Origin of the sequence: Streptomyces sp. NPDC002838 (assembly GCF_040295365.1) — a bacterium.
Classification (GTDB): Bacteria; Actinomycetota; Actinomycetes; order Streptomycetales; family Streptomycetaceae; genus Streptomyces.
Window position 1 is genome coordinate 26,597 of record NZ_JBEOVF010000065.1, and the last position, 20,380, is coordinate 46,976.

16 protein-coding genes and 1 pseudogene are annotated in these 20,380 nt (G+C 68.5%); 12 read left to right on the plus strand and 5 right to left on the minus strand.

Annotated elements, in window-relative coordinates; all coding sequences use genetic code 11:
- Positions 1 to 47: 47 nt before the first annotated feature.
- From ABT063_RS44945 to ABT063_RS44955, 3 genes are all read left to right on the plus strand, one after another.
- Entirely contained in the window at positions 48 to 3,284 is a 3,237-nt protein-coding gene (locus ABT063_RS44945; RefSeq protein ID WP_351066853.1) for an AMP-binding protein, read from the plus strand.
- A 192-nt stretch (positions 3,285 to 3,476) separates the two neighbouring features.
- Complete coding sequence (locus ABT063_RS44950) at positions 3,477 to 4,859, plus strand: lysine N(6)-hydroxylase/L-ornithine N(5)-oxygenase family protein (protein WP_351066855.1); 1,383 nt, start codon at positions 3,477 to 3,479, stop codon at positions 4,857 to 4,859.
- The gene (locus ABT063_RS44955; protein WP_351066856.1) at positions 4,825 to 5,583 is read left to right on the plus strand and encodes a thioesterase II family protein; all 759 of its coding nucleotides are present in this window, start codon (positions 4,825 to 4,827) and stop codon (positions 5,581 to 5,583) included. Before ABT063_RS44950 ends, ABT063_RS44955 begins: the two co-directional genes overlap by 35 nt.
- Positions 5,584 to 5,658: 75 nt before the next feature.
- On the opposite strand, the gene ABT063_RS44960 is transcribed toward ABT063_RS44955, so the two are convergent.
- Positions 5,659 to 6,864 carry a cytochrome P450 gene (locus ABT063_RS44960; protein ID WP_351066857.1) on the minus strand — a complete coding sequence of 402 codons (1,206 nt, stop codon included), beginning with the start codon at positions 6,862 to 6,864 and terminating at the stop codon, positions 5,659 to 5,661.
- A gap of 441 nt (positions 6,865 to 7,305) precedes the next feature.
- On the opposite strand from ABT063_RS44960, the gene ABT063_RS44965 reads away from it, so the two are divergent.
- Both ABT063_RS44965 and ABT063_RS44970 read left to right on the plus strand, forming a co-directional pair.
- Positions 7,306 to 8,085 (plus strand): AfsR/SARP family transcriptional regulator, encoded by a 780-nt coding sequence (locus ABT063_RS44965; protein ID WP_351066858.1) that lies wholly within the window; start codon positions 7,306 to 7,308, stop codon positions 8,083 to 8,085.
- Positions 8,086 to 8,203: 118 nt separating this feature from the next.
- Positions 8,204 to 9,523, plus strand: a complete 1,320-nt coding sequence (locus ABT063_RS44970; RefSeq protein WP_351066859.1) for an activator-dependent family glycosyltransferase — start codon at positions 8,204 to 8,206, stop codon at positions 9,521 to 9,523.
- Between the two features lie 74 nt (positions 9,524 to 9,597).
- Here ABT063_RS44970 and rfbB read toward each other — a convergent pair whose 3' ends face one another.
- Both rfbB and rfbA read right to left on the minus strand, forming a co-directional pair.
- Positions 9,598 to 10,596, minus strand: coding sequence for a dTDP-glucose 4,6-dehydratase (rfbB, locus tag ABT063_RS44975; RefSeq protein WP_351066860.1), 999 nt, complete (start codon positions 10,594 to 10,596; stop codon positions 9,598 to 9,600).
- Positions 10,593 to 11,501 carry a glucose-1-phosphate thymidylyltransferase RfbA gene (rfbA, locus tag ABT063_RS44980; RefSeq protein ID WP_351066862.1) on the minus strand — a complete coding sequence of 303 codons (909 nt, stop codon included), beginning with the start codon at positions 11,499 to 11,501 and terminating at the stop codon, positions 10,593 to 10,595. Before rfbA ends, rfbB begins: the two co-directional genes overlap by 4 nt.
- A gap of 223 nt (positions 11,502 to 11,724) precedes the next feature.
- On the opposite strand from rfbA, the gene ABT063_RS44985 reads away from it, so the two are divergent.
- Positions 11,725 to 12,525 (plus strand): transposase, encoded by an 801-nt coding sequence (locus ABT063_RS44985; protein ID WP_351066863.1) that lies wholly within the window; start codon positions 11,725 to 11,727, stop codon positions 12,523 to 12,525.
- Positions 12,452 to 12,988: pseudogene (locus ABT063_RS44990) on the plus strand (transposase); the annotation flags it as partial. The gene ABT063_RS44985 and the pseudogene ABT063_RS44990, both read left to right, overlap by 74 nt.
- Positions 12,989 to 13,024: 36 nt before the next feature.
- On the opposite strand, the gene ABT063_RS44995 reads toward ABT063_RS44990, so the two are convergent.
- Positions 13,025 to 13,798: a class I SAM-dependent methyltransferase gene (locus ABT063_RS44995; RefSeq protein WP_351066877.1), complete on the minus strand. Its 774-nt coding sequence runs from the start codon at positions 13,796 to 13,798 to the stop codon at positions 13,025 to 13,027.
- A gap of 402 nt (positions 13,799 to 14,200) precedes the next feature.
- On the opposite strand from ABT063_RS44995, the gene ABT063_RS45000 reads away from it, so the two are divergent.
- Both ABT063_RS45000 and ABT063_RS45005 read left to right on the plus strand, forming a co-directional pair.
- Complete coding sequence (locus ABT063_RS45000) at positions 14,201 to 15,652, plus strand: NDP-hexose 2,3-dehydratase family protein (RefSeq protein WP_351066865.1); 1,452 nt, start codon at positions 14,201 to 14,203, stop codon at positions 15,650 to 15,652.
- A complete protein-coding gene (locus ABT063_RS45005) occupies positions 15,633 to 16,643 on the plus strand; it encodes an aldo/keto reductase (protein ID WP_351066867.1) in 1,011 nt (336 codons plus the stop codon). Before ABT063_RS45000 ends, ABT063_RS45005 begins: the two co-directional genes overlap by 20 nt.
- 19 nt (positions 16,644 to 16,662) lie before the next feature.
- On the opposite strand, the gene ABT063_RS45010 is transcribed toward ABT063_RS45005, so the two are convergent.
- Complete coding sequence (locus ABT063_RS45010) at positions 16,663 to 17,259, minus strand: dTDP-4-dehydrorhamnose 3,5-epimerase family protein (RefSeq protein WP_351066869.1); 597 nt, start codon at positions 17,257 to 17,259, stop codon at positions 16,663 to 16,665.
- 348 nt (positions 17,260 to 17,607) lie between these two features.
- On the opposite strand from ABT063_RS45010, the gene ABT063_RS45015 reads away from it, so the two are divergent.
- From ABT063_RS45015 to ABT063_RS45025, 3 genes are read left to right on the plus strand one after another with little or no spacing between them, the layout of a single operon-like run.
- The gene (locus ABT063_RS45015) at positions 17,608 to 18,405 is read left to right on the plus strand and encodes a metallophosphoesterase family protein (RefSeq protein ID WP_351066871.1); all 798 of its coding nucleotides are present in this window, start codon (positions 17,608 to 17,610) and stop codon (positions 18,403 to 18,405) included.
- Entirely contained in the window at positions 18,402 to 19,103 is a 702-nt protein-coding gene (locus tag ABT063_RS45020) for a 4'-phosphopantetheinyl transferase family protein (protein ID WP_351066873.1), read from the plus strand. Before ABT063_RS45015 ends, ABT063_RS45020 begins: the two co-directional genes overlap by 4 nt.
- Positions 19,100 to 20,050, plus strand: a complete 951-nt coding sequence (locus tag ABT063_RS45025; protein WP_351066875.1) for an NAD-dependent epimerase/dehydratase family protein — start codon at positions 19,100 to 19,102, stop codon at positions 20,048 to 20,050. Before ABT063_RS45020 ends, ABT063_RS45025 begins: the two co-directional genes overlap by 4 nt.
- Positions 20,051 to 20,380: the final 330 nt, after the last annotated feature.

Below are 20,380 nucleotides of genomic sequence, written 5' to 3' on the forward strand. Positions count from 1 at the left end.
CGCGAAATTCCAGTTTCCGCGCACGTTTTGCTGAGAGGTTGATCCGTGTGGGTTCGTTCGACGTGTCGGCTGCACACAAGGGAATGTGGCTGGCGCAGAAAATATCCCCCGAAAGACTCAACCACGCGCTCACCATCTGGGACGTGAACGGCGCGCTGGATGAGGCGGCGATGGAATCCGCCTTCCTGCATGTCATGGGCGAAGCCGAGGTGCTGCGCGTCAATTTCGTCGACGACGGCAGCGGTCTGCGTCTCGTCCCCCGGGAGTTGGGGGACTGGCAGCCGTTCTTCCTGGACGTCAGCGCCGAGGCGGACGCCGAGCACGAGGCGCGCGAGGCGCTGGCCGAGATGCTGCGGCACCCGTTCGACCTGGAGCACGACCTGCTGTTCCGGCTGGGCGTCGTCAGGATCGCGGCGGACCGCTCCCTCGTGGCGATCGCCTACCACCACCTCATATCGGACGGCTTCGGCGCGGGCGGCCTCGTGTCACGGCGCCTCGCCGAGGTCTACACGGCGATCCTGCGAGGCGCGGACGTCCCGGAACCGCCACAGCCCTGGGACGCGGCGTCCTACGCGGACGTGGCGACGCGGTACCTCGACTCACCGGAGTTCACCGAGGACACGCGGTTCTGGCGCGACTACCTCGCGGACGCGCCCCCGCCCGCGCAGATCCCGCGCATCGTCATGTCCGACGCGCTGCGGGCCGAGCTCTCGCAGCCCGTGAGCAGAGCCGACCGCTGGTCACAACTGAGCTCGTCCATCGGCATGGTGAGCCGCACGCTGACCGTTCCGCACGCCGAGGCCGCGGCATGGACCGAGGCGGCCAGGTCGCTCGGCGTGTGGATGTCGGCCATGGTCACCGCGGCCGCGGCCACGTACTTCCGGCACCGCTGCGACGAGCCCGAGTTCCTCCTCTCGCTGGCCGTGGGCAACCGGACCGGGACGCTGCGCGGAACGCCGGGACTGGCGGTGAACGTGGTCCCCGTGCGCGCGAGAGTCCCGCTCGGCGCGAGCTTGGCGCAGACGGCCGAGGCGATCGTCGACGAGACCTACGAGATCGTCGGCCACACCGCCTGCCACTACTCGGTGATACAGCGGGCGAGCGGAACCGACGCGAGCGGCCGCGGCAGTTTCGGCGCCGTCGTCAACGTCGTTGAGTTCGCCGAGGAGCTCGACTTCGCCGGCTCTCCCGCGCGCCACCTCGGCGCGACGACCGGCACCTTCGACGAACTGTCGATCGGCGTCTATACGGACGGCGGCGCGGACAGCGACCTGTTCCTGCGGCTCGACGCCCCCGCGGGCATGTACTCCGGAGCGGAACTGCGCTTCATCGGCACGGAACTGATCGCCTCCGTCCGTGCACTGCTGGCGGACGTCTCAGCGCCCGTCGGAGCGCTGGGCCTGACGGAAGCGGTACGGGACGACGGGCCGACAGCGCGCCAGGGCAGCGGTGAACCGCTGCCGGATCTGTCGGTGCCGGACCTGTTCGCCCGGCAGGTGGAGGCGGCTCCCGACGCGACGGCACTGGTCGGCAAAGGCTCCCGGGTCACCTACCGGGAACTGGACGAACAGGCGAGCCGGATCGCCGGGGCACTGCGACGCCGGGGTGTCGGACCGGAGACGGTCGTGGCCGTGGACCTGCCGCGATCCGTCGAACTCGCCGTCGCCCTACTGGGTGTCGCGAAGGCGGGCGGGGCGTACGTGCCGGTCGGCCCGGAGCTGTCCGCGGAGCGGAGCAGAGCGGTGGTGCACGACGCCGCGGCGCACATCGTGCTCACCGACCCGGAGACGGCCGCGACCCGTGGGGCCGAACACGACGTCCCCACCGTCGTGTTCGGCGACATCCTGTCCGAGCCGGCCGACGAGGGCGTGCGGCCGACGCGCGTCACACCGCGCCCGGACAACGTACTGGCCGTCATGTACGACCGCGGAGCGGCCCCGGGGATCGCCCTGACGCACCGGAACCTGCACCGCCTCGTCCGGGACACCAACTGGCGGGAGGGCGGCCGCGGCGCCGTGCGGTGGCAGTCACCGCACGGCTCGGACGCGCTCGCCCTCGAACTGTGGACGCCCTTGCTGAACGGCGGCCGGGTGGTCGTGGCACCGGAAGCCCAGGACGCCGACCTGCCGGCCGCCCCGGGACCGGGGGACGAGGCCTCCACGATCCGGCTCTCGACCGACCGGTTCGCACAGATCGCGGCGGAGCGCCCCGAGGACCTCGCCGGAGTGCGCGAGGTGTGGATCAGCGGCGACCGGGTCCCCGCCGCCGCGGTCCGCCGGGTGCGGACGGCGGCTCCTGAACTCGCCGTCGTCCAGGGATACGGTGCGACGGAATCGCCCCTGTTCGCCGTGGGCCGCCAGGAACCGGACGACGACCCGGTGGGTCCCACGGCGGCACTCGGCCACCCTGCGGACGGCACCGCCCTGTACGTACTGGGCCCGGGCCTGGCACCCGTCCCCGCCGGCGTGGTCGGAGAGCTGTACGTGGCGGGGCCCGGCCTGGCGCGTGGGTACGCGGGCCGCCCCCGGCGGACCGCCGAGCAGTTCGTGGCCTGCCCCTTCGGCCCGGCGGGCGGTCTGATGTACCGGACCGGGGAGCGGGTCCGCCGTGACGCCCGTGGCCGGGTCGACCACGTGGGCCAGGTCGGCGCCTCGACGTATGTGCAGGGAGCCCGCGTCGAACCGGCCGAAGTCGAAGACGTGCTGTGCGAACACCCCGAGGTGCTCCGGGCGGTGGTCGCCGGGGCGCCGGACCCCTCGGGGCAGCGGCGTCTCGTGGCGTACGTCGTGCCGGTGGGCCGCCGGACCTCCGGCGGGAACGCGGGCGCCGGTGAAGGAGGCGACGCCCTGGACGACCGGCTACGCCGTTTCGTCGCGGCGCGGCTGCCGGACTTCATGGTTCCGTCGCTGTTCATGGTGGTGGAACGCCTGCCGGTGACCACGGACGGGAGGGTGGACCGGGTGTCGTTGCCGGAGCCCCGGTTCGACGACACGAAGTACCGGGCGCCGCGCAACCGTACGGAACAGGTGCTGGCCGAGGCGTTCGCCGACGTGCTCGAAGTGGACCGCGTGGGAATCGACGACGACTTCTTCGATCTCGGCGGCAACTCACTGCGGGCCATCAGGCTGGTCGGACTGATCCGGGCGGAGCTGGGCCTGGAGGTCTCGATCCGCACGCTGTTCGCGGCACGGAGCATTTCCGGGCTCGTGGCCGTGGCGGAGCGTCTTTCCCACTCCAGTCGGCCGGCTCTGCGCAGAAGGACGCGCGACGGGCACGTTCTCTGAGTTGTCCACTGTCTCGCCGACGGGACGTCGCTCCGGACCCCTTTTCTTTAATGGTGCACCGGGTCGGTCTACGTTGGCTGAGCGACCGAAGGGAAATTCAAGTCTGATTTCTCACAGACCTGTTGAGGATCAAAAGCCATTGGCTGACAAAGCGAAATGATTCACACATCCACGCCGGAGGAAGATTTCTCCATGAGTGATCGTGAACGCGATATCTACGACGTGGTCGGCGTTGGATTCGGTCCGGCCAACCTGTCCCTCGCCGTCGCGCTGGAAGAGTCCCGGGCCCATGGCGGGGACAGGGGCGACATCAGCAGCCTCTTCCTGGAGCGTCAGGCCTCCTTCGGATGGCACCGCAACATGCTGTTGCCGTCGGCGACCATGCAGATCTCCTTCCTCAAGGACCTGGTCACCTTCCGCAATCCCACGTCGAGCTTCAGCTTCATCTCGTACCTGCACGCCTCGGGCCGGCTCCCGCAGTTCGTGAACAACCAGGACTTCTTCCCCACGCGCCAGGAGTTCCACAAGTACCTGGAGTGGGCGCAGTCGAGGGTGGCCGACCGCATCGTCTACGGCTCGGAGGTGCGGTCCATCCGGCCGGCGTCCCCCGCCGCCCCGGAGCGGTCCGACCTCCTGCGGATCGAGGTGACGGACACCGCGGGCTGCGACAGCCGGACCGTCATGGCGCGCAACGTCGTGATCTCCACCGGCCTGGTCCCGAGCATGCCCGAGGGCGCCGAGCGCGACGACCGGGTCTGGCACAGCTCGGAGTTCCTTGAGAAGTACCGCAGGATGAACCCCCGCGAACTGCGCAGGGTCGCGGTCGCCGGGGCCGGCCAGAGCGCTGCCGAGATCGTCAGATTCCTCTACGACGAGCTTCCGCAGGCCCAGGTGTGTGCCGTCGTCCCGTCCTACGGCTACTCCATCGCCGACGACTCACCCTTCGCCAACCAGGTCTTCGACCCGAGCGCCGTGGACGACTACTACTTCGGCTCTCCCGAGACACGGAACGCCTTCTGGCGTTACCACCGCAACACGAACTACGCCGTCGTGGACGACGACGTGATCCGGGGGCTCTACCGCAGGTCCTACGACGACGAGGTACAGGGCGACAGACGGCTGGAGTTCCTGAACCTCACGCGGGTCACCGGAGTCAAGCGCGTCGGCACCGAGACCCGGCTGTCGCTGCAGCGCGGCCCCGACGCCGAGGTGCGCGAACTCGACGTCGACGTCCTCGTCTGCGCCACCGGCTACGACGCGATGGAGCCGACCGGCCTGCTCGGCGATCTCGATGGTCTTTGCCTGCGCGACGAGGCTGGTCGCTACCGCGTGGAGCGTGACTACCGCATCGTGACCGAACCGGAGATGCGGTGCGGCATCTACCTCCAGGGCGGCACCGAGCACACCCACGGGCTCACGTCCTCGCTGCTGTCGAACCTGGCGTTCCGCAGCGGCGAGATCGTCGACTCGATCGCCGCCCGGCGGACGGCGCACGACGCCGGAGCTGCGGCCGTCACCACCGAGGCCGGAGGTGACATCAGTGCAGGAGCAGTGGGTACGGCGCTATCGGGATGACGACAAGTGCGCGACGAAGCTGATCTGCTTCCCGCCGGCCGGCGCCGGGGCGAGCACCTTCCGCACGTGGGCCCAGGGACTTCCGACGGACATCGGGGTGCTCGGCATCCGCTACCCGGGCAGGGAGGACCGGCTGAACGAGCCGGTGCCCACCCGGCTGGAGGACCTCGCGGACGACATCGCCGACGTGCTGGGCGACCTGACGGGGCATCGGCTCGTCCTGTTCGGCCACAGCATGGGCGCCTCCGTGGCCCACGAGGTGGCGCTGAGGTTCCAGGAGCGAGGGCATCCACCGGCCGCCCTGTGCGTGTCGGGCAGGCAGCCGACGCACGCACTGGCCAGCCGTCCCATGATCTTCGGGACCGACGAGGAGATCATCGCGCACATCGTGAGCTTCGACGCGAGCCGTGCGGAGATCTTCGCGGACGAGGGCCTGCGGGAGATCGTGCTCCCCGCGATCCGCGCGGACTACCGCTTGGTGGACGAGTACGACGGCGGCCCCCGGCCGCTGCTCGACTGCCCGGTGTACGGCTACACCGGTGACGAGGACACCCAGGTCACCCCGGAGCAGATGCGCCGCTGGGGGGAACTGACCCGCGGTGACTTCCGGCTCCGGGTGTTCCCCGGGGGGCACTTCTACCTCCGGGCCGAAGAAGCCCCGCTGCTGGCGGACGTGACCCGCGTCCTCACCGCGGACAAGTCCCCCTCGGCGACCGCTCCATGACGAGAATGACGACGTGAACGACGACGGCTCACGGAACAGTGGAACGGTTCCGTGAGCCGTCGTCGTCGTTCGGGGTCACACGTCCCAGGTGGCCATGAGGCTCTTGACTCCGTGGATGTCGGCGGCCTCGGGGCGCAGGGGGACCTGGTCGGCCGGGACGGCCAGGCGCAGGGTGGGGAAGCGTTCGAAGAGCGCGGTGAAGGCGACGCGGAGTTCGATGCGGGCGAGTTGGCTGCCCAGGCACATGTGGACGCCGTGTCCGAAGGCCAGGTTTCCGCCGTCGTTCCTGCGCAGGTCGAGCGCGTGCGGGTCGGCGAAGCGCTCGGGGTCACGGTTCGCGGTGTTGTACGACAGGACCACCGTGGTACCGGCCTTGACCGTCCGGCCGCCGAGCTCGACGTCTTCCAGCGCCGTCCGCTGGAAGCTCTTGGCGACACTCACGTAGCGCAGCAGTTCCTCCACCGCCGAGTCGGCGATCCCGGGATCGGCGCGCCAGGCGGCCAGCTGCGCGGGGTGGCGCAGGAGCGACCAGGTGCCGAGCGACAGTACGTTCGCGGTGGTGTCGAAACCAGCCGCCAGCAGGGTGAGCGCCATCCCCTTCAGTTCCTCGTCGGTGAGGTCGCCTTGGGTGAGGTCGCTGAGTACGTCGTCGGTGGGGGCGGCGCGCTTGGCCGCCACCAGCTCCGCGAGGTACTGCTGCATCAGGGCGTAGGCGGTGATGAGGTCGTCGTCGCTGGTCTCCCCGCTGACGATCGAGTCGATGTGTCCCTGGAAGCGGGTCCGGTCCTCGTCCCGCACCCCCAGCAGCTCGCAGATCACGATGGCGGGGATGGGCTTGGCGAACGCGGTCACCAGATCCACCGGAGGCCCGGCCTTCTCCATGGCGTCCAAGTGGTCCGCGGTGATTTGCTCGATGTGCTCGGTGAGCTTCCGTATCCGCCGCACGGTGAACTTCCCCGCCAGCGGTTTCCGGTAGCGGCTGTGCTGAGGCCTGTCCGTGAGGAGGAACTCGCCGGGCGGCGACGGGGAGACCTCGATGCCCGTGACATCGACCGTCGGGTGCAGCATGAGCTCCCGGCGCGAGCTGAACCGCGGGTCGGCCAGGACCTGTCTGACCAGGTTGTAACCGGTGACCAGCCAACCGAGCTGGCCGCCGGGGAACGTGTATCGGCTCATCGGACCCTGCCGGCGGGCGTCGAGCAATTCCTCCGGTGGATCGAAGGGACACCCGGGCCGTCGTGCCCTCGGCATTTCCGTCACGGTGTGTACGTTTTCACCCATGCCCGTTCCTCGCCTGAGTAAGTAGGTGACTTCGGCGACGCTTTTATTGCCGCCGACCGGAAAAACCACTTCCTTCTTCATCGGCGGGCGTCGGCGTCCCGCTGCTCGTGCGGCGACACCGAAACAACACCGTCCCACGGAACGCCGCACCACACCATGAGCATGCGACAGCTCCCATCAACAGCCGAAGAAGTGCCTACTGGATTTCCGGTTCGTCGTGCTAGGTTCCAGGCCGTTCTGACTTCTCCATAAGAGAACCGCACGCGGCCAGGAGACGGGAGGTGTCGGATTCCCCTTCCGTGCGACTTCTGCGGCGGCGCGACATTCGGCACATGTGTCTCGTCGGCGGGACAGGCGCGACGTTGTCCAGCAGAAGAGGCCGGTCCGCCTCAGCGCCCCCGCCGAGGCGGTGTGGAAGATACGGTGACCGGGGGTTCAGCCATGCGATACGAGATCATGGGGCCGCTTCGTGTCATAGACACAGAAGGGCAGTCGGCCATCAAAGCACAGAAGGTCGAAATACTGCTCGCTGTTCTCCTGGTGCGTTCCGACCAGGTGGTCGCCCTGGATCAATTGATCACGGAGATCTGGGGAGACGATCCGCCACGTCGTGCGGTCGCGGCTCTGTACGTCTACGTCTCGCAGGTGCGCAAGTTCCTCTCGCGCCCGGGACGGGAAGACGGCCCGGTTCTCACGAAACCGCCAGGATACATGCTCGAACTCGGGACCGACGGACTTGACGTCCGCAGTTTCGACGAAGCCGTACGGAAGGGGCGGGAGCATTTCCGCACACGGAACTTCGAGGTCGCGACGCGGAGTTTCGAGAGCGCTCTTGAACTCTGCCGGGGACCGGTGCTCGACGGCGTGTTCCGGGGGCCGATCCTCCAAGGATTCCAGACCTGGTTCAACGAGGCGAGGCTGGAATGCATCGAAATGATGATGGACGCGCGCCTCGCCCTGGGCAGGCACCGCGAGCTGATCAACGACCTGTACCGGCTCGGCACGGAACATCCCCTGCGAGAGCCGTTCCACCGTCAGCTGATGCTGGCGCTGCACCGCAGCGACCGTCAGGCGGACGCGCTGCAGGTGTATCAGCGGGCCCGTCGCACGCTCAACGACGAGCTGGGGCTGGAGCCCGGCCGCGCGCTCCAGGAGATGCAGCACGCGATCCTCGCCGCGGACCACCGCCTGGTGCTGCCGGGACACGCGGGCCGGCCGTGAACCGCGTGCGGCGACGGCGCGACGACGTCGGCGGGCAGGGGCCCGCCGGCTTGCACAAGTGACGTAACGGCCGAGCCACGGCGGGCGACTGCGTGCGCTCCGCCGACAGTCCCGAGGGGTGAAACGCTTGCGAGTCCTGTTTGTGACAGGTCCCTGGAACTCCCATCTGTACCAGATGGTGCCGCTCGCCTGGGCCCTGCAGTCGGCGGGCCACGAGGTACGGGTGGCCAGTGAACCGGAATTTGTGGACAGCATCACCGAGGCCGGACTGACGGCGGTCTCCGTCGGCCCGGACGAGACGTTGCAGCAGCGCCTCCTGCGGGTCCGCGGGGAGAGCGCCCCGACCATGGCGCCCGAGGTGCCGCCCTTCCTCACCGACACCCTGTACGAGATGGGGTACGAGGAGCGCGACGGGCTGCCGTGGGAGCAGATCGCCTGGCTCCTGGACACCGTCGTGGTGCCGGGGATGTGGCTGGTGAACGACGAGATGGTCGACGACCTCGTGACCTTCTGCCGTGCCTGGAAACCCGATCTCGTGCTGTGCGACGTGATCGTGCACGCCGGCGCGGTGGCCGCGGACGTGGTCGGGGCGGCGCACGCGCGGATGGTGTGCTGGCTTGACCTGTTCCTGCGGATCCGCCACGACTTCCTGCGCGCCCAGGAGGAGAACCCGGCCCTGGAGGGGCGGGACCTGGTGCGCGACTGGTACGAGGGATGGGCGAGGAAGTTCGGGCGCGAGTTCAGCGAGGAACTGGTGACGGGCCAGTTCGCGGTCAACGTCATGCCCGAGCGATGGCGGCTTGAACCCCACGAGCGGACGCTGTCCATGCGCTACATCCCGTACAACGGCCGTTCCGCGGTGCCGTCCTGGCTCTACGACCCGCCGCGGGCGCCTCGCGTGGTGATGACGTTCGGCATCTCCAAGGTGCCGTGGATCGATATGCCAGGCATGTCGGTCGAGCACCTTCAGGAGGCGCTGGACGCGGTGGCCGATCTCGACATCGAGCTGATCATCACGCTGTCGGCCGAGGAACGAGACCAGCTCCGCAGGATCCCGGACAACACGAGGATCGTGGAATTCGTTCCGCTCAACGTCGTCCTGCCCACCTGCACCGCCGTGATCCATCACGGCGGAGCGGGCTGCTTCAACGGCGCGATGGTGCATGGGATTCCCCAGCTCATCGTCGAGGGTTCGGTCGACGCGGTGGCCAAGCGAGGTGTGCTGCGCGAGACCGGAGCCGGACTGTCGCTTGCGCTGGACGAGCTCACCGGGCCGCGCGTGCGGGAATGCCTGACGCGGCTGATTGAGGAGGACGGATTCCGCGAAGGGGCCGAGCGGCTGCGGCAAGAGGGCCTGGCGCAACCCGCCCCCACCGAGTTCGTGGCGGCCCTGGAGGAGATCACCGCCGAGTTCCGCGAACGGCGTGCCGACGGCTGACGAACCGCGGCCGGCACCCAGTGGCCCGCCCCGCCCTGTGGAGATCATGGCGGGGCGGGCCGGTCCGTGTCTGCTCAACCGACGCCGCGTCCCACGCCTTTGCCGGCCTCCCTGAGGGGCTCCCACCACTGCCGGTTGTCCCGGTACCACGCGAAGGTCGCGGCCAGCCCGGACGTGAAGTCGTGTCGGGGGCCGTAGCCGAGTTCCGTGCGGGCCCTGCTGTCGTCGACCGAGTAGCGCCGGTCGTGCCCCTTGCGGTCCGCGACGTACCGCACCCGGCTCCAGTCCGCGCCGCAGGCCGCGAGGAGCCGGCCGGTCAGCTCGTGGTTGCTCAGCTCGACGCCCCCGCTGATGTTATAGACGCGGCCCGGGGCCCCGGCGGTGCGGACCAGCTCGACCGCGGCGCAGTGGTCCTCGACGTGCAGCCAGTCGCGACGGTTCAGTCCGCCGCCGTAGAGCGGGACGTCATGGCCGTCGAAGAGGCTGGTGAGGAACAAGGGGATGATCTTCTCGGGGAACTGGCGCGGCCCGTAGTTGTTGCAGCAGCGGGTGACGCGCACGTCCAGCCCGTGGGTGCGGTGGTAGGACAGCGCGAGGAGGTCCGACGCCGCCTTGGACGCGGCATAGGGGGAGTTGGGGTCGAGCGGGTCCTGCTCGGTGCTGGATCCGCTCTCCACCGATCCGTACACCTCGTCCGTGGACACGTGCACGAAGCGCTCGACCCCGTGCCGCAGCGCCGCGTCCAGCAGTGTCTGCGTACCCGTCACATTGGTGCGGACGAACGCGTCGGCGGACGCGATCGAGCGGTCCACGTGCGACTCTGCGGCGAAGTGCACGATCTGGCCGGCCCGTCCGACCAGCCGGTCGACGAGGGGAGCGTCGCAGATGTCACCCCGGACGAACGTCAGCCGCGGATCGGTCAGGTCCAGGTTGTCCAGGCTGCCGGCGTAGGTCAGCTTGTCGAGCACCGTGACCCGCGAGACCTTGGGCCCGCGCGCCGCTCCCGCCGCTAGCAGCATCCGCACGTAGGCGGAGCCGATGAACCCGGCTGCGCCGGTGACCAGGATGTTCACAGGTCCTCCGAGAGGGCGGTGGGCGGCATGCCCCTGCTGAAGGAGCGGGCTCGGTCCATGACGTACTGGCCGTACGGCGAGCTGCTCATCTCCGCGCCGAGCGTGTGGCAGTCATCGGGCGTGATGTAGCCCATGTACATGGCGATCTCTTCGATGCAGCCCAGTCGGGTGCCTTGCCGGCGCTGCACCTCCCGCACGAACGTGCTCGCCTCGAGCAGCGTCTCGTGGGTGCCGGTGTCCAGCCAGGTGACGCCTCTGCCCAGCCACACCAGCTCGGCGGTGCCCTGGTCGAGATAGCTTTGCAGCACGTCGGTGATCTCCAGCTCGCCCCGCGCGGAAGGCACCAGGTTCTTCGTGATGTCCGTGACCTGGGTGTCGAAGAAGTACATCCCCGGGATGGCGAGGTTGGAACGGGGACATGAGGGCTTCTCCTCGATGGACACGAGTCTGCCGCGCGCGTCGACCTCGGCCACACCGAACCGCTGCGGGTCGGCGACCTCGTGTCCGAACAGCACACAACCGCTCATCTTGAGCGCGGTGCGGCGCAGCAGAGACGGCAGGTTCGCCCCGTGGAAGAGATTGTCGCCGAGCATGAGCGCGCACTGCTCGCCGCGGATGTGGTCCGCCCCGATGCGGAACGCGTCAGCGATGCCGCGCGGCTCGCCCTGCTCGGCGTAGTCGATGCACAGCCCCAGGCGCCGGCCGTCGCCGAACAGCGCCTGGAAGAGCGCAAGTTCGGAGGGGCGGGTGATGATGAGGATGTCCCGGACGCCCGCCAGCATGAGCATGGACAGCGGGTAGTAGATCATGGGCTTGTCGTAGACCGGGGCGAGCTGTTTGGAGCCCACGACGGTGAGGGGCTGTAGCCGTGTTCCGTTGCCGCCCGCGAGAATGATGCCTTTCATCCTCTTCGCTCGCCCCCTCAAGGCCGGTGTTCCTGCATCTTCCGGCGGCGGTCCAAAGCCGGTCTAACGCCAATGCTGTGACTCTGTTGGTGATCTTGTCCGGGGTGCTGACGGTGGGGCCGTCCGGTGGTTCGCTGGAGGAGTGCGGGGTGGCCTCGGGTTTTGGGGTGTGGGGGCAGTGTCGTTGCGGCCGGGGAGTTTCCAGCGGATTCCGGTGAGGACGGTGCGGACAGCGCGGGCGGCGTGCCCGAAGGGCACTCCGGCGATACTCATCCGGGACCGGCTCGATGTCCTGTTCGAGGACGACGCGTTCGTCGGGCTGTATCCGTCCGACGGCAAGCCGGGGCTGTCACCCGGACAGCTGGCGCTGGTGTCGGTGCTGCAGTTCGCGGAGAACCTCTCCGACCGTGCGGCGGCGGACGCCGTCCGCACCAGGATCGACTGGAAGTACGCCCTCGGCCTTGAACTGGAGGGTCCGGGGTTCGACCACTCGGTGCTGTGCGAGTTCCGGGCCCGGCTGGCCGAACGGGACGGCGCCGCCGATCAGTTGCTGCAACTGATGCTGGACCGCCTGGTGGAGGCCGGCCTGCTCAAGGCCAGGGGCCGGCAGCGTACCGACGCCACCCATGTGCTGGCCGCGGTTCGCACCCTCAGCCGCCTGGAACTGGTCGGGGAGACGCTGCGGGCGGCGCTGGAGGAACTGGCCGAGGCCGCCCTAGCCTGGGACTCCGCTGATCGAGCCCGAGTGGACCAAGCGGTACGGACGCCGGGTCGAGATCGGCAAACTGCCGGGCGGGAAGGCAGCCGTGACCGCACGGGCCGAGGAATTCGGCCACGACGGCCAGAAGATCCTCACCACAGCCTGGGCCTCCAACGCCCCACCTCACCTCCGGCTGCTGCCACAGGTGGAGATCCTCCGCCAGGTCTGGGTTCACCACTACTACTGGGACATGGACGGATGTCTGCGCTGGCGAGACGGCCACGCGCTGCCGGCCGCCTCGCTGCGGTTCGACTCCCCCTATGACACCGACGCGCACTACTGCGTCAAACGGGACACCGCATGGAGCGGCTACCGGACCCATTTCATCGAAACCTGCGACGAAGAGCGCCCCGAACTGGTGGTCCATGTCGCCACCACCATCTCCACCGTCCAGGACATCCAGCTGACCGACACCATCCACGACGAGCTCGGCGAGCGGCAGTTGCTGCCCGCCGAGCATGTCGTCGATTCCGGCTACATCTCCCCGGCGGCCTTCACCATCGACTGGGACAACGAGCAGGTGATCTGCCCACGCGGGGCCACGAGTGTGTCCTGGACCGAGCTGAGGATCAAGGCGAACACCTATCTGCAGGCCCGGTTCGCCGAGGCAGACTGCCGGTCCTGCCCCGACCGCACACAGTGCACGTCCTCCGCGACCCGGCCCCGCTCAGTAGCAGTGCTGCCCCGGCCACTACATGAGATCCAGACGCGAAACCGGCTCGACCAGCAGACCGAGTTGGCCATCCTCCCCGTCCGGACACCCTCACTCGCCCCATTTCGTGTAGATCACAGGCTGCTCACGGAAGGGGAGTTGATGCAACGCCAGGTGTTCGAGCCCGAGAGTTTCACGGATCGCGGCGGTCACGCCTGGCCACCTGGGATGTCCGAGTTCGTCGAAGGCAACGATGCTGCCCTTGACAAGGTGGGGACGGATCGCCTGGAGTACCTCGCGGGTCGGTTCGTACAGGTCGAGATCGAAGAAGGCCATCCCGATGACTGTCTCCGGGTTCTCCTCCAGATAACGCGGGACGGTCTCCCGAACGTCGCCCTGGACCACGAAGCTCCGCTGAACGTGAGGGACGGGGTCGCCCGCCTCATGCGCGGCGAGGACCTCACGCAGGTGGTCCACCTCGTTGTCGGGGACGGCGAACCTGCCGACGGCCGCGCTCGGGCTCACCTGGTCGACCTCGGAAAGGTCGGGAAATCCGGTGAACGTGTCGAAACCGATGATCCGGCGGTAGGAGTTGTACGGCTCGTGGAGTCCACGCAGCGCGGCGAGGGTAGCGAGATGGCGTCCGTGGAGTACACCGAACTCCATGATCACGCCTGGGACATCGGTGAGCATCCGGTACAGGGCGTCCATCGTCAGCAGATCAGCGAGCTGATGGCGTCGGAGATAGATAGGGAGATTGTCGATCAGATACACGGGCGGAATCGGCGTCTCTGTCAGCAGCTTCGTGAGCCGTTCCCGCACCTCCTTCTCCTGCACTGACTCGTGTGGCAGAAGCCGCGGATTCTTGTGCTCGGGATCGGTCATGCGGTAATTCCCTTCTCGGCGAACCTGAGGGCCGCCAAGCATCAGCGCGGAGGGTATGTCGAACCGGGTCAACTCCGAGTCGGGCGAAATTCTTCGCGACGATTGGGGCGTTCTCTTACGCCGTAAATCTCACGGTCTTGAATTTCCGTGGGACACGGCGCCAATGTAGGACCGACCCGATGAACCACTCAAGTTTCGTCGGACTCGGCCAGACACACACCGGTGTATTCATGTCCCGCCGACGGGACAACACCCCCGCGGGCAAGATCCGCCCCTTTGCCGCCGGACCGACGGGTGCGGGCATGACTGTAGAGACGCCACTGGAACCTGCCGTCCGGATAATCCGGTGCGGCCTGCGGGGGCCCGTGTGAAGCCCGCTCAGTGGCCACGACAGGAGGACTGATGAACACTGCGTCTGCTGTGCCGCCCATCCCCGTACCCGCGGCGCGCAGCCGCCCGGAAGCGGCACGCCGACTCACCGAGTCGGCACGCACGGTGCCCAGCCTGGCGGAATTCGAACAGACATTGATGGGTACGCGGGAACACGTCCGCACCCTCACCGAGACGGTACCGCTGGACCGGTTAAACGGCTGGCACTACGACGAGGACACGGGCTTCATCGCCCACGAGAGCGGCCGCTTCTTCTCCGTTGAGGGTCTCCAGGTGGAGACGCAGGGTCCGTCGGCGGCGTGGGGCCAGCCCATCATCAACCAGCCGGAAACCGGCATCCTGGGGTTCCTGGCAAAGGAGATCGACGGGATCCTGCACTTTCTCATGCAGCTCAAGGCGGAGCCGGGCAATCGCAACGGCCTCCAGCTCTCCCCCACCGTCCAGGCGACCAGGAGCAACTACACGGGCACCCACGGCGGACTGCGCGTACCGTATCTGGAGTTCTTCCAGGATCCCGCGCGGCGGCGGGTCATCGCTGACGTGCGCCAGTCCGAGCAGGGATCGAGGTTCCTGCGCAAGCGGAACCGGAACATGATCGTGGAAACCAAGGAGCCCGTCGAGGCGCGGGACGGGTTCGTGTGGCTCACGCTGGGGCAGCTGCACCATCTGCTGGCTACCGAGGACCTGGTGAACATGAGTACCCGGTCCGTACTTGCCTGTCTCCCTCTGGGGGACGGTGCCCCCTCCGCCGAGGACGAGGGTTTCGGGACGGCACTGGCGCGTTCCCTGGCCCCGGGCGGTCCCGAGCTGCACCCGCTGGTGAATGTCCTGAGCTGGATCACCGAGGCTAGGACACGCGCCGAGATGCGCGCCCGCACCGTTCCGCTGGACGCGCTCGCGGACTGGGAGTTCACCGGCGGTCGCATAAGGCACCGGGCCGGGCAACACTTCGACGTGATCGGGGTGCGCGTGGAGGCGGTAGGCCGGGAGGTGGGGCGGTGGTCCCAACCCATGGTCCGGGGCCAGGCCACGGAGCTTGCCGCGCTTCTCGTCACACGGGTGCGCGGTGTGCTGCATGTCCTCATGCAGCTGCGAGCCGAGCCAGGCCTGACGGACATCGCGGAGCTGGCGCCCACGGTGCAGTGCACTCCGGACTACTGCGCCCAGTTGCCGACCGAGGAGCGACCGCTCTTCCTCGACCTGATGCAGAACGCCCGCGCTGCCGACATCCGGTTCGATACCGCCCTGTCTGACGAGGGCGGGCGCTTCTACCACACCGGCAGCCGGCACCTCGTGGTCGAGACCGGGTGGCTACCGGAACCTCCGCAGTTCCGGTGGCTGACGCTGGGGCAGCTGGAAGAGCTGACCCAGCACAGCCACTACCTCAACATGCAGGCCCGGAGCGTGCTGGCCTGCTTGCGGTCCCTGTTCACGGAGGCGCCCGATGAGCACAATCAACGGTGACGACCGGCTCTACACGCGACTGGGCCGTACCGGCCTGCGTGTCAGCCGTGTCTGCCTGGGCACGGTCAACTTCGGGGGGCGTGTGGAGGAGCCCGAGGCGCGGGAGCTGATGGACCACGCGGTCGACAGCGGGATCAACTTCGTCGACACCGCGAACATGTATGGCTGGCGCGAGTACAGGGGCTACACGGAGGAGGTCATCGGCAGGTGGCTGTCCTCCCGCGCGTCCCTCCGCGACCGGGTGGTGCTGGCCACCAAGGTGGGCAATCCCATGGGAGAAGGACTTAACGAGCAGGGACTGTCCGCGCGGCACATCGTCGCCGCCTGCGAGGCGTCGCTGCGCCGACTGGGCACTGAGTGGATCGACTTGTACCAGATGCACCACGTGGACCGGGAAGCCGGCTGGGACGAGGTGTGGCAGGCCATGGAACTCCTGGTGCAGCAGGGCAAGGTGCGCTACGTCGGCTCGTCCAACTTCGCCGGCTGGGACCTTGCGGCGGCGCAGGAGGCGGCGAAGGCACGGCACTTCCTGGGCGTGGTGTCTGAGCAGTGTTGCTACAACCTCGCCGTGCGCTATCCGGAGTTGGAACTGCTTCCCGCGGCCCGGGCGTATGGAGTAGCCGTGCTGCCCTGGTCCCCGCTGCACGGCGGGCTGCTGAGCGGTGTGCTGCGCAAGACCGCCGAGGGACGCGCGGTCAAGTCGGGGCAGGGGCGGTCGGCGGCGGTGCTGGAGAAGATGCGCAGAACGATCGAGCGGTACGAACTGCTGTGCGCGGACTTCAGACGAGACCCGGCGGAGGTGGGCCTCGCCTGGGTGATGTCCCGGCCCGGTGTGACGTCCACGGTAATCGGGCCACGCACTCCCGGCCATGTCAAGGACGCGCTGCACGCCTTGACATGGCCCCTGTCGGACGAGGAGACGGCCCGCCTGGAGGAGTTGTTCCCGCCGGTCGGCCGAGGCGGGACGGCCCCGGACGCGTGGCTAACCTGATCGTACTGACAGGCGGGGATCACAGGATGCCGTCGATACGTCGCGCTTCTGCGTAGTCGGGAAGCAGCCCCTGCTCGTCGAGTTCCTTCAGAGTCGGTGCCGTGCGGTCCCGTTCGGACAGCACTAGGTCCAGCCCTTCTGGGAGGGTCAGCGCGAGCTCGGGGTCGAGCGGGGAGAGCGCGAGCTCGTGAGCAGGGACGTAGCCGCCAGCGATCATGTACGACATGAGGGTGTCGTCGCGGAGGGCGGCGAAGCCATGCCCTACGCCGACGGGGATGTACAACGCTCGCATGGTCGAACTGCTCAACCAGGTGGAGTCCCAGCGGCCGAAGGTGGGTGAACCCTTTCGCAGGTCCACGACGAAGTCTTGTGCCTCGCCCGCAAGACAACACACGTACTTGGCCTTGCCGGGCGGACACCGGGTGAAGTGGATTCCGCGCACCGTGCCGCGCTGCGAGGTGCTGTAGCTGAGCTGAGCGGCGGAGAAGACGCTCCTGCCGGCATGTGCAGCGAACGTTTCCCCGGTGAAGGGGGAGACGAACATTCCGCGCTGATCGCGATGGATCTCCGGGGAGAACTCGACGACGCCCTCCACGTTCAGCTGTCGTGCGTACACGGAGCCTCCTCAGCTCGGCATTAGCGTCTGCCTCTTCGCCGGCTCATCCTCGTCCACACCCCTTAGCTTGGCGTTTAACCTCGGCCGTTCACCATCATGTTGGCAGCCGGTCAACCCGCCGTCAATTCACCTGTCGTCCGCGGACCCGTAACTGCGGAAAAGCCTCTCCTTCCGCGGGGCGGGCCATAGTTCCGCACCTGAGGGCAGATACCAGGACCGACGTACTGCGGATATCCACCGAGCGGGCGAGAGGCCTATGGTGACGGGGTGGAAATATCCAAACCGTCGGACAAGGCACGCCTTTTCGCGGTCAGTGATCTGCACTCCTCGGTCGGCGACAACGCTTTTATGCTCGACCGAATCCAGCCGCGGACCGCCGATGACTGGCTGATCGTCGCCGGAGACGTCGCGGAGCACCTGGCCGACATCGCGCGTACGCTGCGCGTCCTGGCCGACCGCTTCGCCAAGGTCATCTGGACACCCGGGAACCACGAGCTGTGGACCCACCCCGGTGACCCCGTACAGCTGCGCGGAGTCGCCCGCTACCAGCGGCTCGTCGAGGTCTGCCGGGCAGCCGGCGTGCTCACCCCCGAGGACGAGTACCCGGTGTGGACCGGGCCGGGCGGTCCGCTCCGCATCGCGCCGCTGTTCGTGCTGTACGACTACTCGTTCCTTCCGGACGGCGCGGACGACCCGGCCCGGGCCCGTGCCGACGTGCTCGCCACCGACATCTACTTCGTCGACGAGTACCTGCTCGATCCCGACCCCTATCCCGCCCGCGAGGCGTGGTGCGCCGCGCGGCTGACGGTGAGTGAGCAACGCCTGGCCCAGGCCGACGACCCGGCGGTGCCGCTGGTGCTGGTCAACCACTTCCCGCTGGTCCAGGAGCCGACCCGGGCGCTGTGGCACCGGCATCTCTCCCTGTGGTGCGGCACGGTCGGCACGGCCGACTGGCACCGCCGCTTCAACGTGGCGCAGGTCGTCTACGGTCACCTGCACATACCCCGAGTTACCTGGCACGACGGGGTTCCGCACCACGAGGTCTCCGTCGGCTACCCGCGGGAGTGGCGACGCCACGGCCATCCGCACGGGCTGCTGCGCCGCATCGCCCCACGCGAGCCCTCCCTGTCCGGGAGCACCGGATGATCGAAGACCTGCTGCCTGCCGACGTGCGCTGGGCCGAGGCATTCGGCGACCCCGCGGAGGCGGCTCTGCTTCCGGAGGAGGAAGTCCTTGTCGCACACGCCGTGCCGAACCGGCGCAGGGAATGCACCACCGTGCGCCACCTCGCACGGCAGGCCCTGGCCGACCTCGGCCGCTCACCCGTCCCGCTGCTGCGCGGAGAGCAAGGAGCTCCTCTGTGGCCCGACGACGTGGTGGGCAGCATGACGCACTGCCAGGGATACCGGGCCGCCGCCGTGGCCGAGAGGAACCGGATGGCGTCAGTCGGCATCGACGCCGAGCCGCACGACCCGCTGCCCGAGGGCGTGCTGGACATCGTCTCCCTGCCGAGCGAACGTGACCACCTCGCCGCGTTGCGGCAGCAGGATCCCTCGGTCCACTGGGACTGCCTTCTCTTCTCCGCCAAGGAGGCGGTCTACAAGACCTGGTATCCCCTCACCGGCGCGTGGCTGGACTTCAGCGACGCACGGCTCACCCTCCGCAGGGAGGATCGGAGTTTCCACGCCCAGGTCTTCGCCACCGGCCTGTCAGAGGCTCGCGCGGCCGGAGTGGCCGAGGCGCAAATCCCCCGTGAGTTCAGCGGGCGTTGGGCCGTGCGCAAGGGGCTGGTCATCACCACCATCGCGGCCGCGGCCGCGACCGTCACACGGAGTCCGGCATGATCCCGCGTTCGGCCGTCGTTATGGGCGGCACCGGCTCCTTGGGCCGGCACATCTGCGCAGCCCTGCTGCGCACCGGCGACTACCGAGTGACGGCCGTGGCCCGTCATGACGGCCCCGTGCCCCGTGGCGTCCCGCTGCTCCGCGCCGACCTGCTCGGCAACGACGAACAGGCGCTGAGCGAGCTGGTGGCCGGCAGCGATGTCGTGGTCAACGCGGCGGGCGCCGGCTGGGGCGGTACGCCGGACCAGATGGCCGCCGCGCACGCGGTCCTGGTCGAACGGCTCCTGCGCCTGGTGCCGCCACGGACCCGGCTGGTGCACCTGGGGTCCGTCCACGAGTACGGGGCGATCCGCCCCCAGCAGGCCGCGGACGAAGACCATCCGGAACAGCCGACGACGGTCTACGGCCGGACCAAGCTGGTCGGTACCCGGTCCATCCTGGCGTCAGCGGCCGAGGGCCGCAGCGACGCCGTGATTCTCCGCGTCACAAACGTGTGCGGGCCGGGTGCTCCGGCCACCAGCTTCCTCGGCTCTCTCATCCGGCGTCTCAGGGAACTGCCGTCAGGCGCCCCGCTGGATCTGCGACTCACGCCGGATCTCCGTGACTTCGTCGACATCCGGGATGTCGCCGACGCCGTGGTGCGGGCTGTCACCGCACCGGTCTCCGGCCTCGTGATCAATATCGGCCGAGGTCAAGCGCACGAAGTGCCCGCTGCGGCCGAACTGATGATCAAAACCGCTGGCTTTCCCCGCCACCGAGTGCGGATCGGGGCGACGGCCGCGGCGGGAAGCACGGGGGGCCACGGTTCCTGGACGAAGGTGGACGTCGCCCGCGCCCGGGCTCTGCTGAGCTGGTCGCATTCGATGAGCCTCGAGGATTCTCTGCGCGACCAATGGGATGCCGCCGTGCCGTCGAGCGACGCGGTGCCCGGCACCGGGACGACCTGAAGTCAAGGCACTCAGCGCTCACCTGACGCTGACAAGAAGGGCGCCGTGTTCGTTCTCCAGCGTGAGTCGGGTGCCGCCCAAGGCATTCACCACTTGCCCCGTGCCGCGTATCGCCTCCACCGGGTCGACCCGCGTGGCCAGACAGACCACCAGGCCGGCCGGCACGGCGAGCGCCAGGAGCGGTGATGCTTAATCGTTCGTTGAGCGGTGCATGACGGGTCTGATTGAAGATCGACCAACTTCGAATCTGCAGGTCACCGGGGCTGGTGTGAGTCGGCGTTCTTGCCCTCGTACTGGTCGTGGGCGGTTGCCTGTTCCCAAGATCGTCTG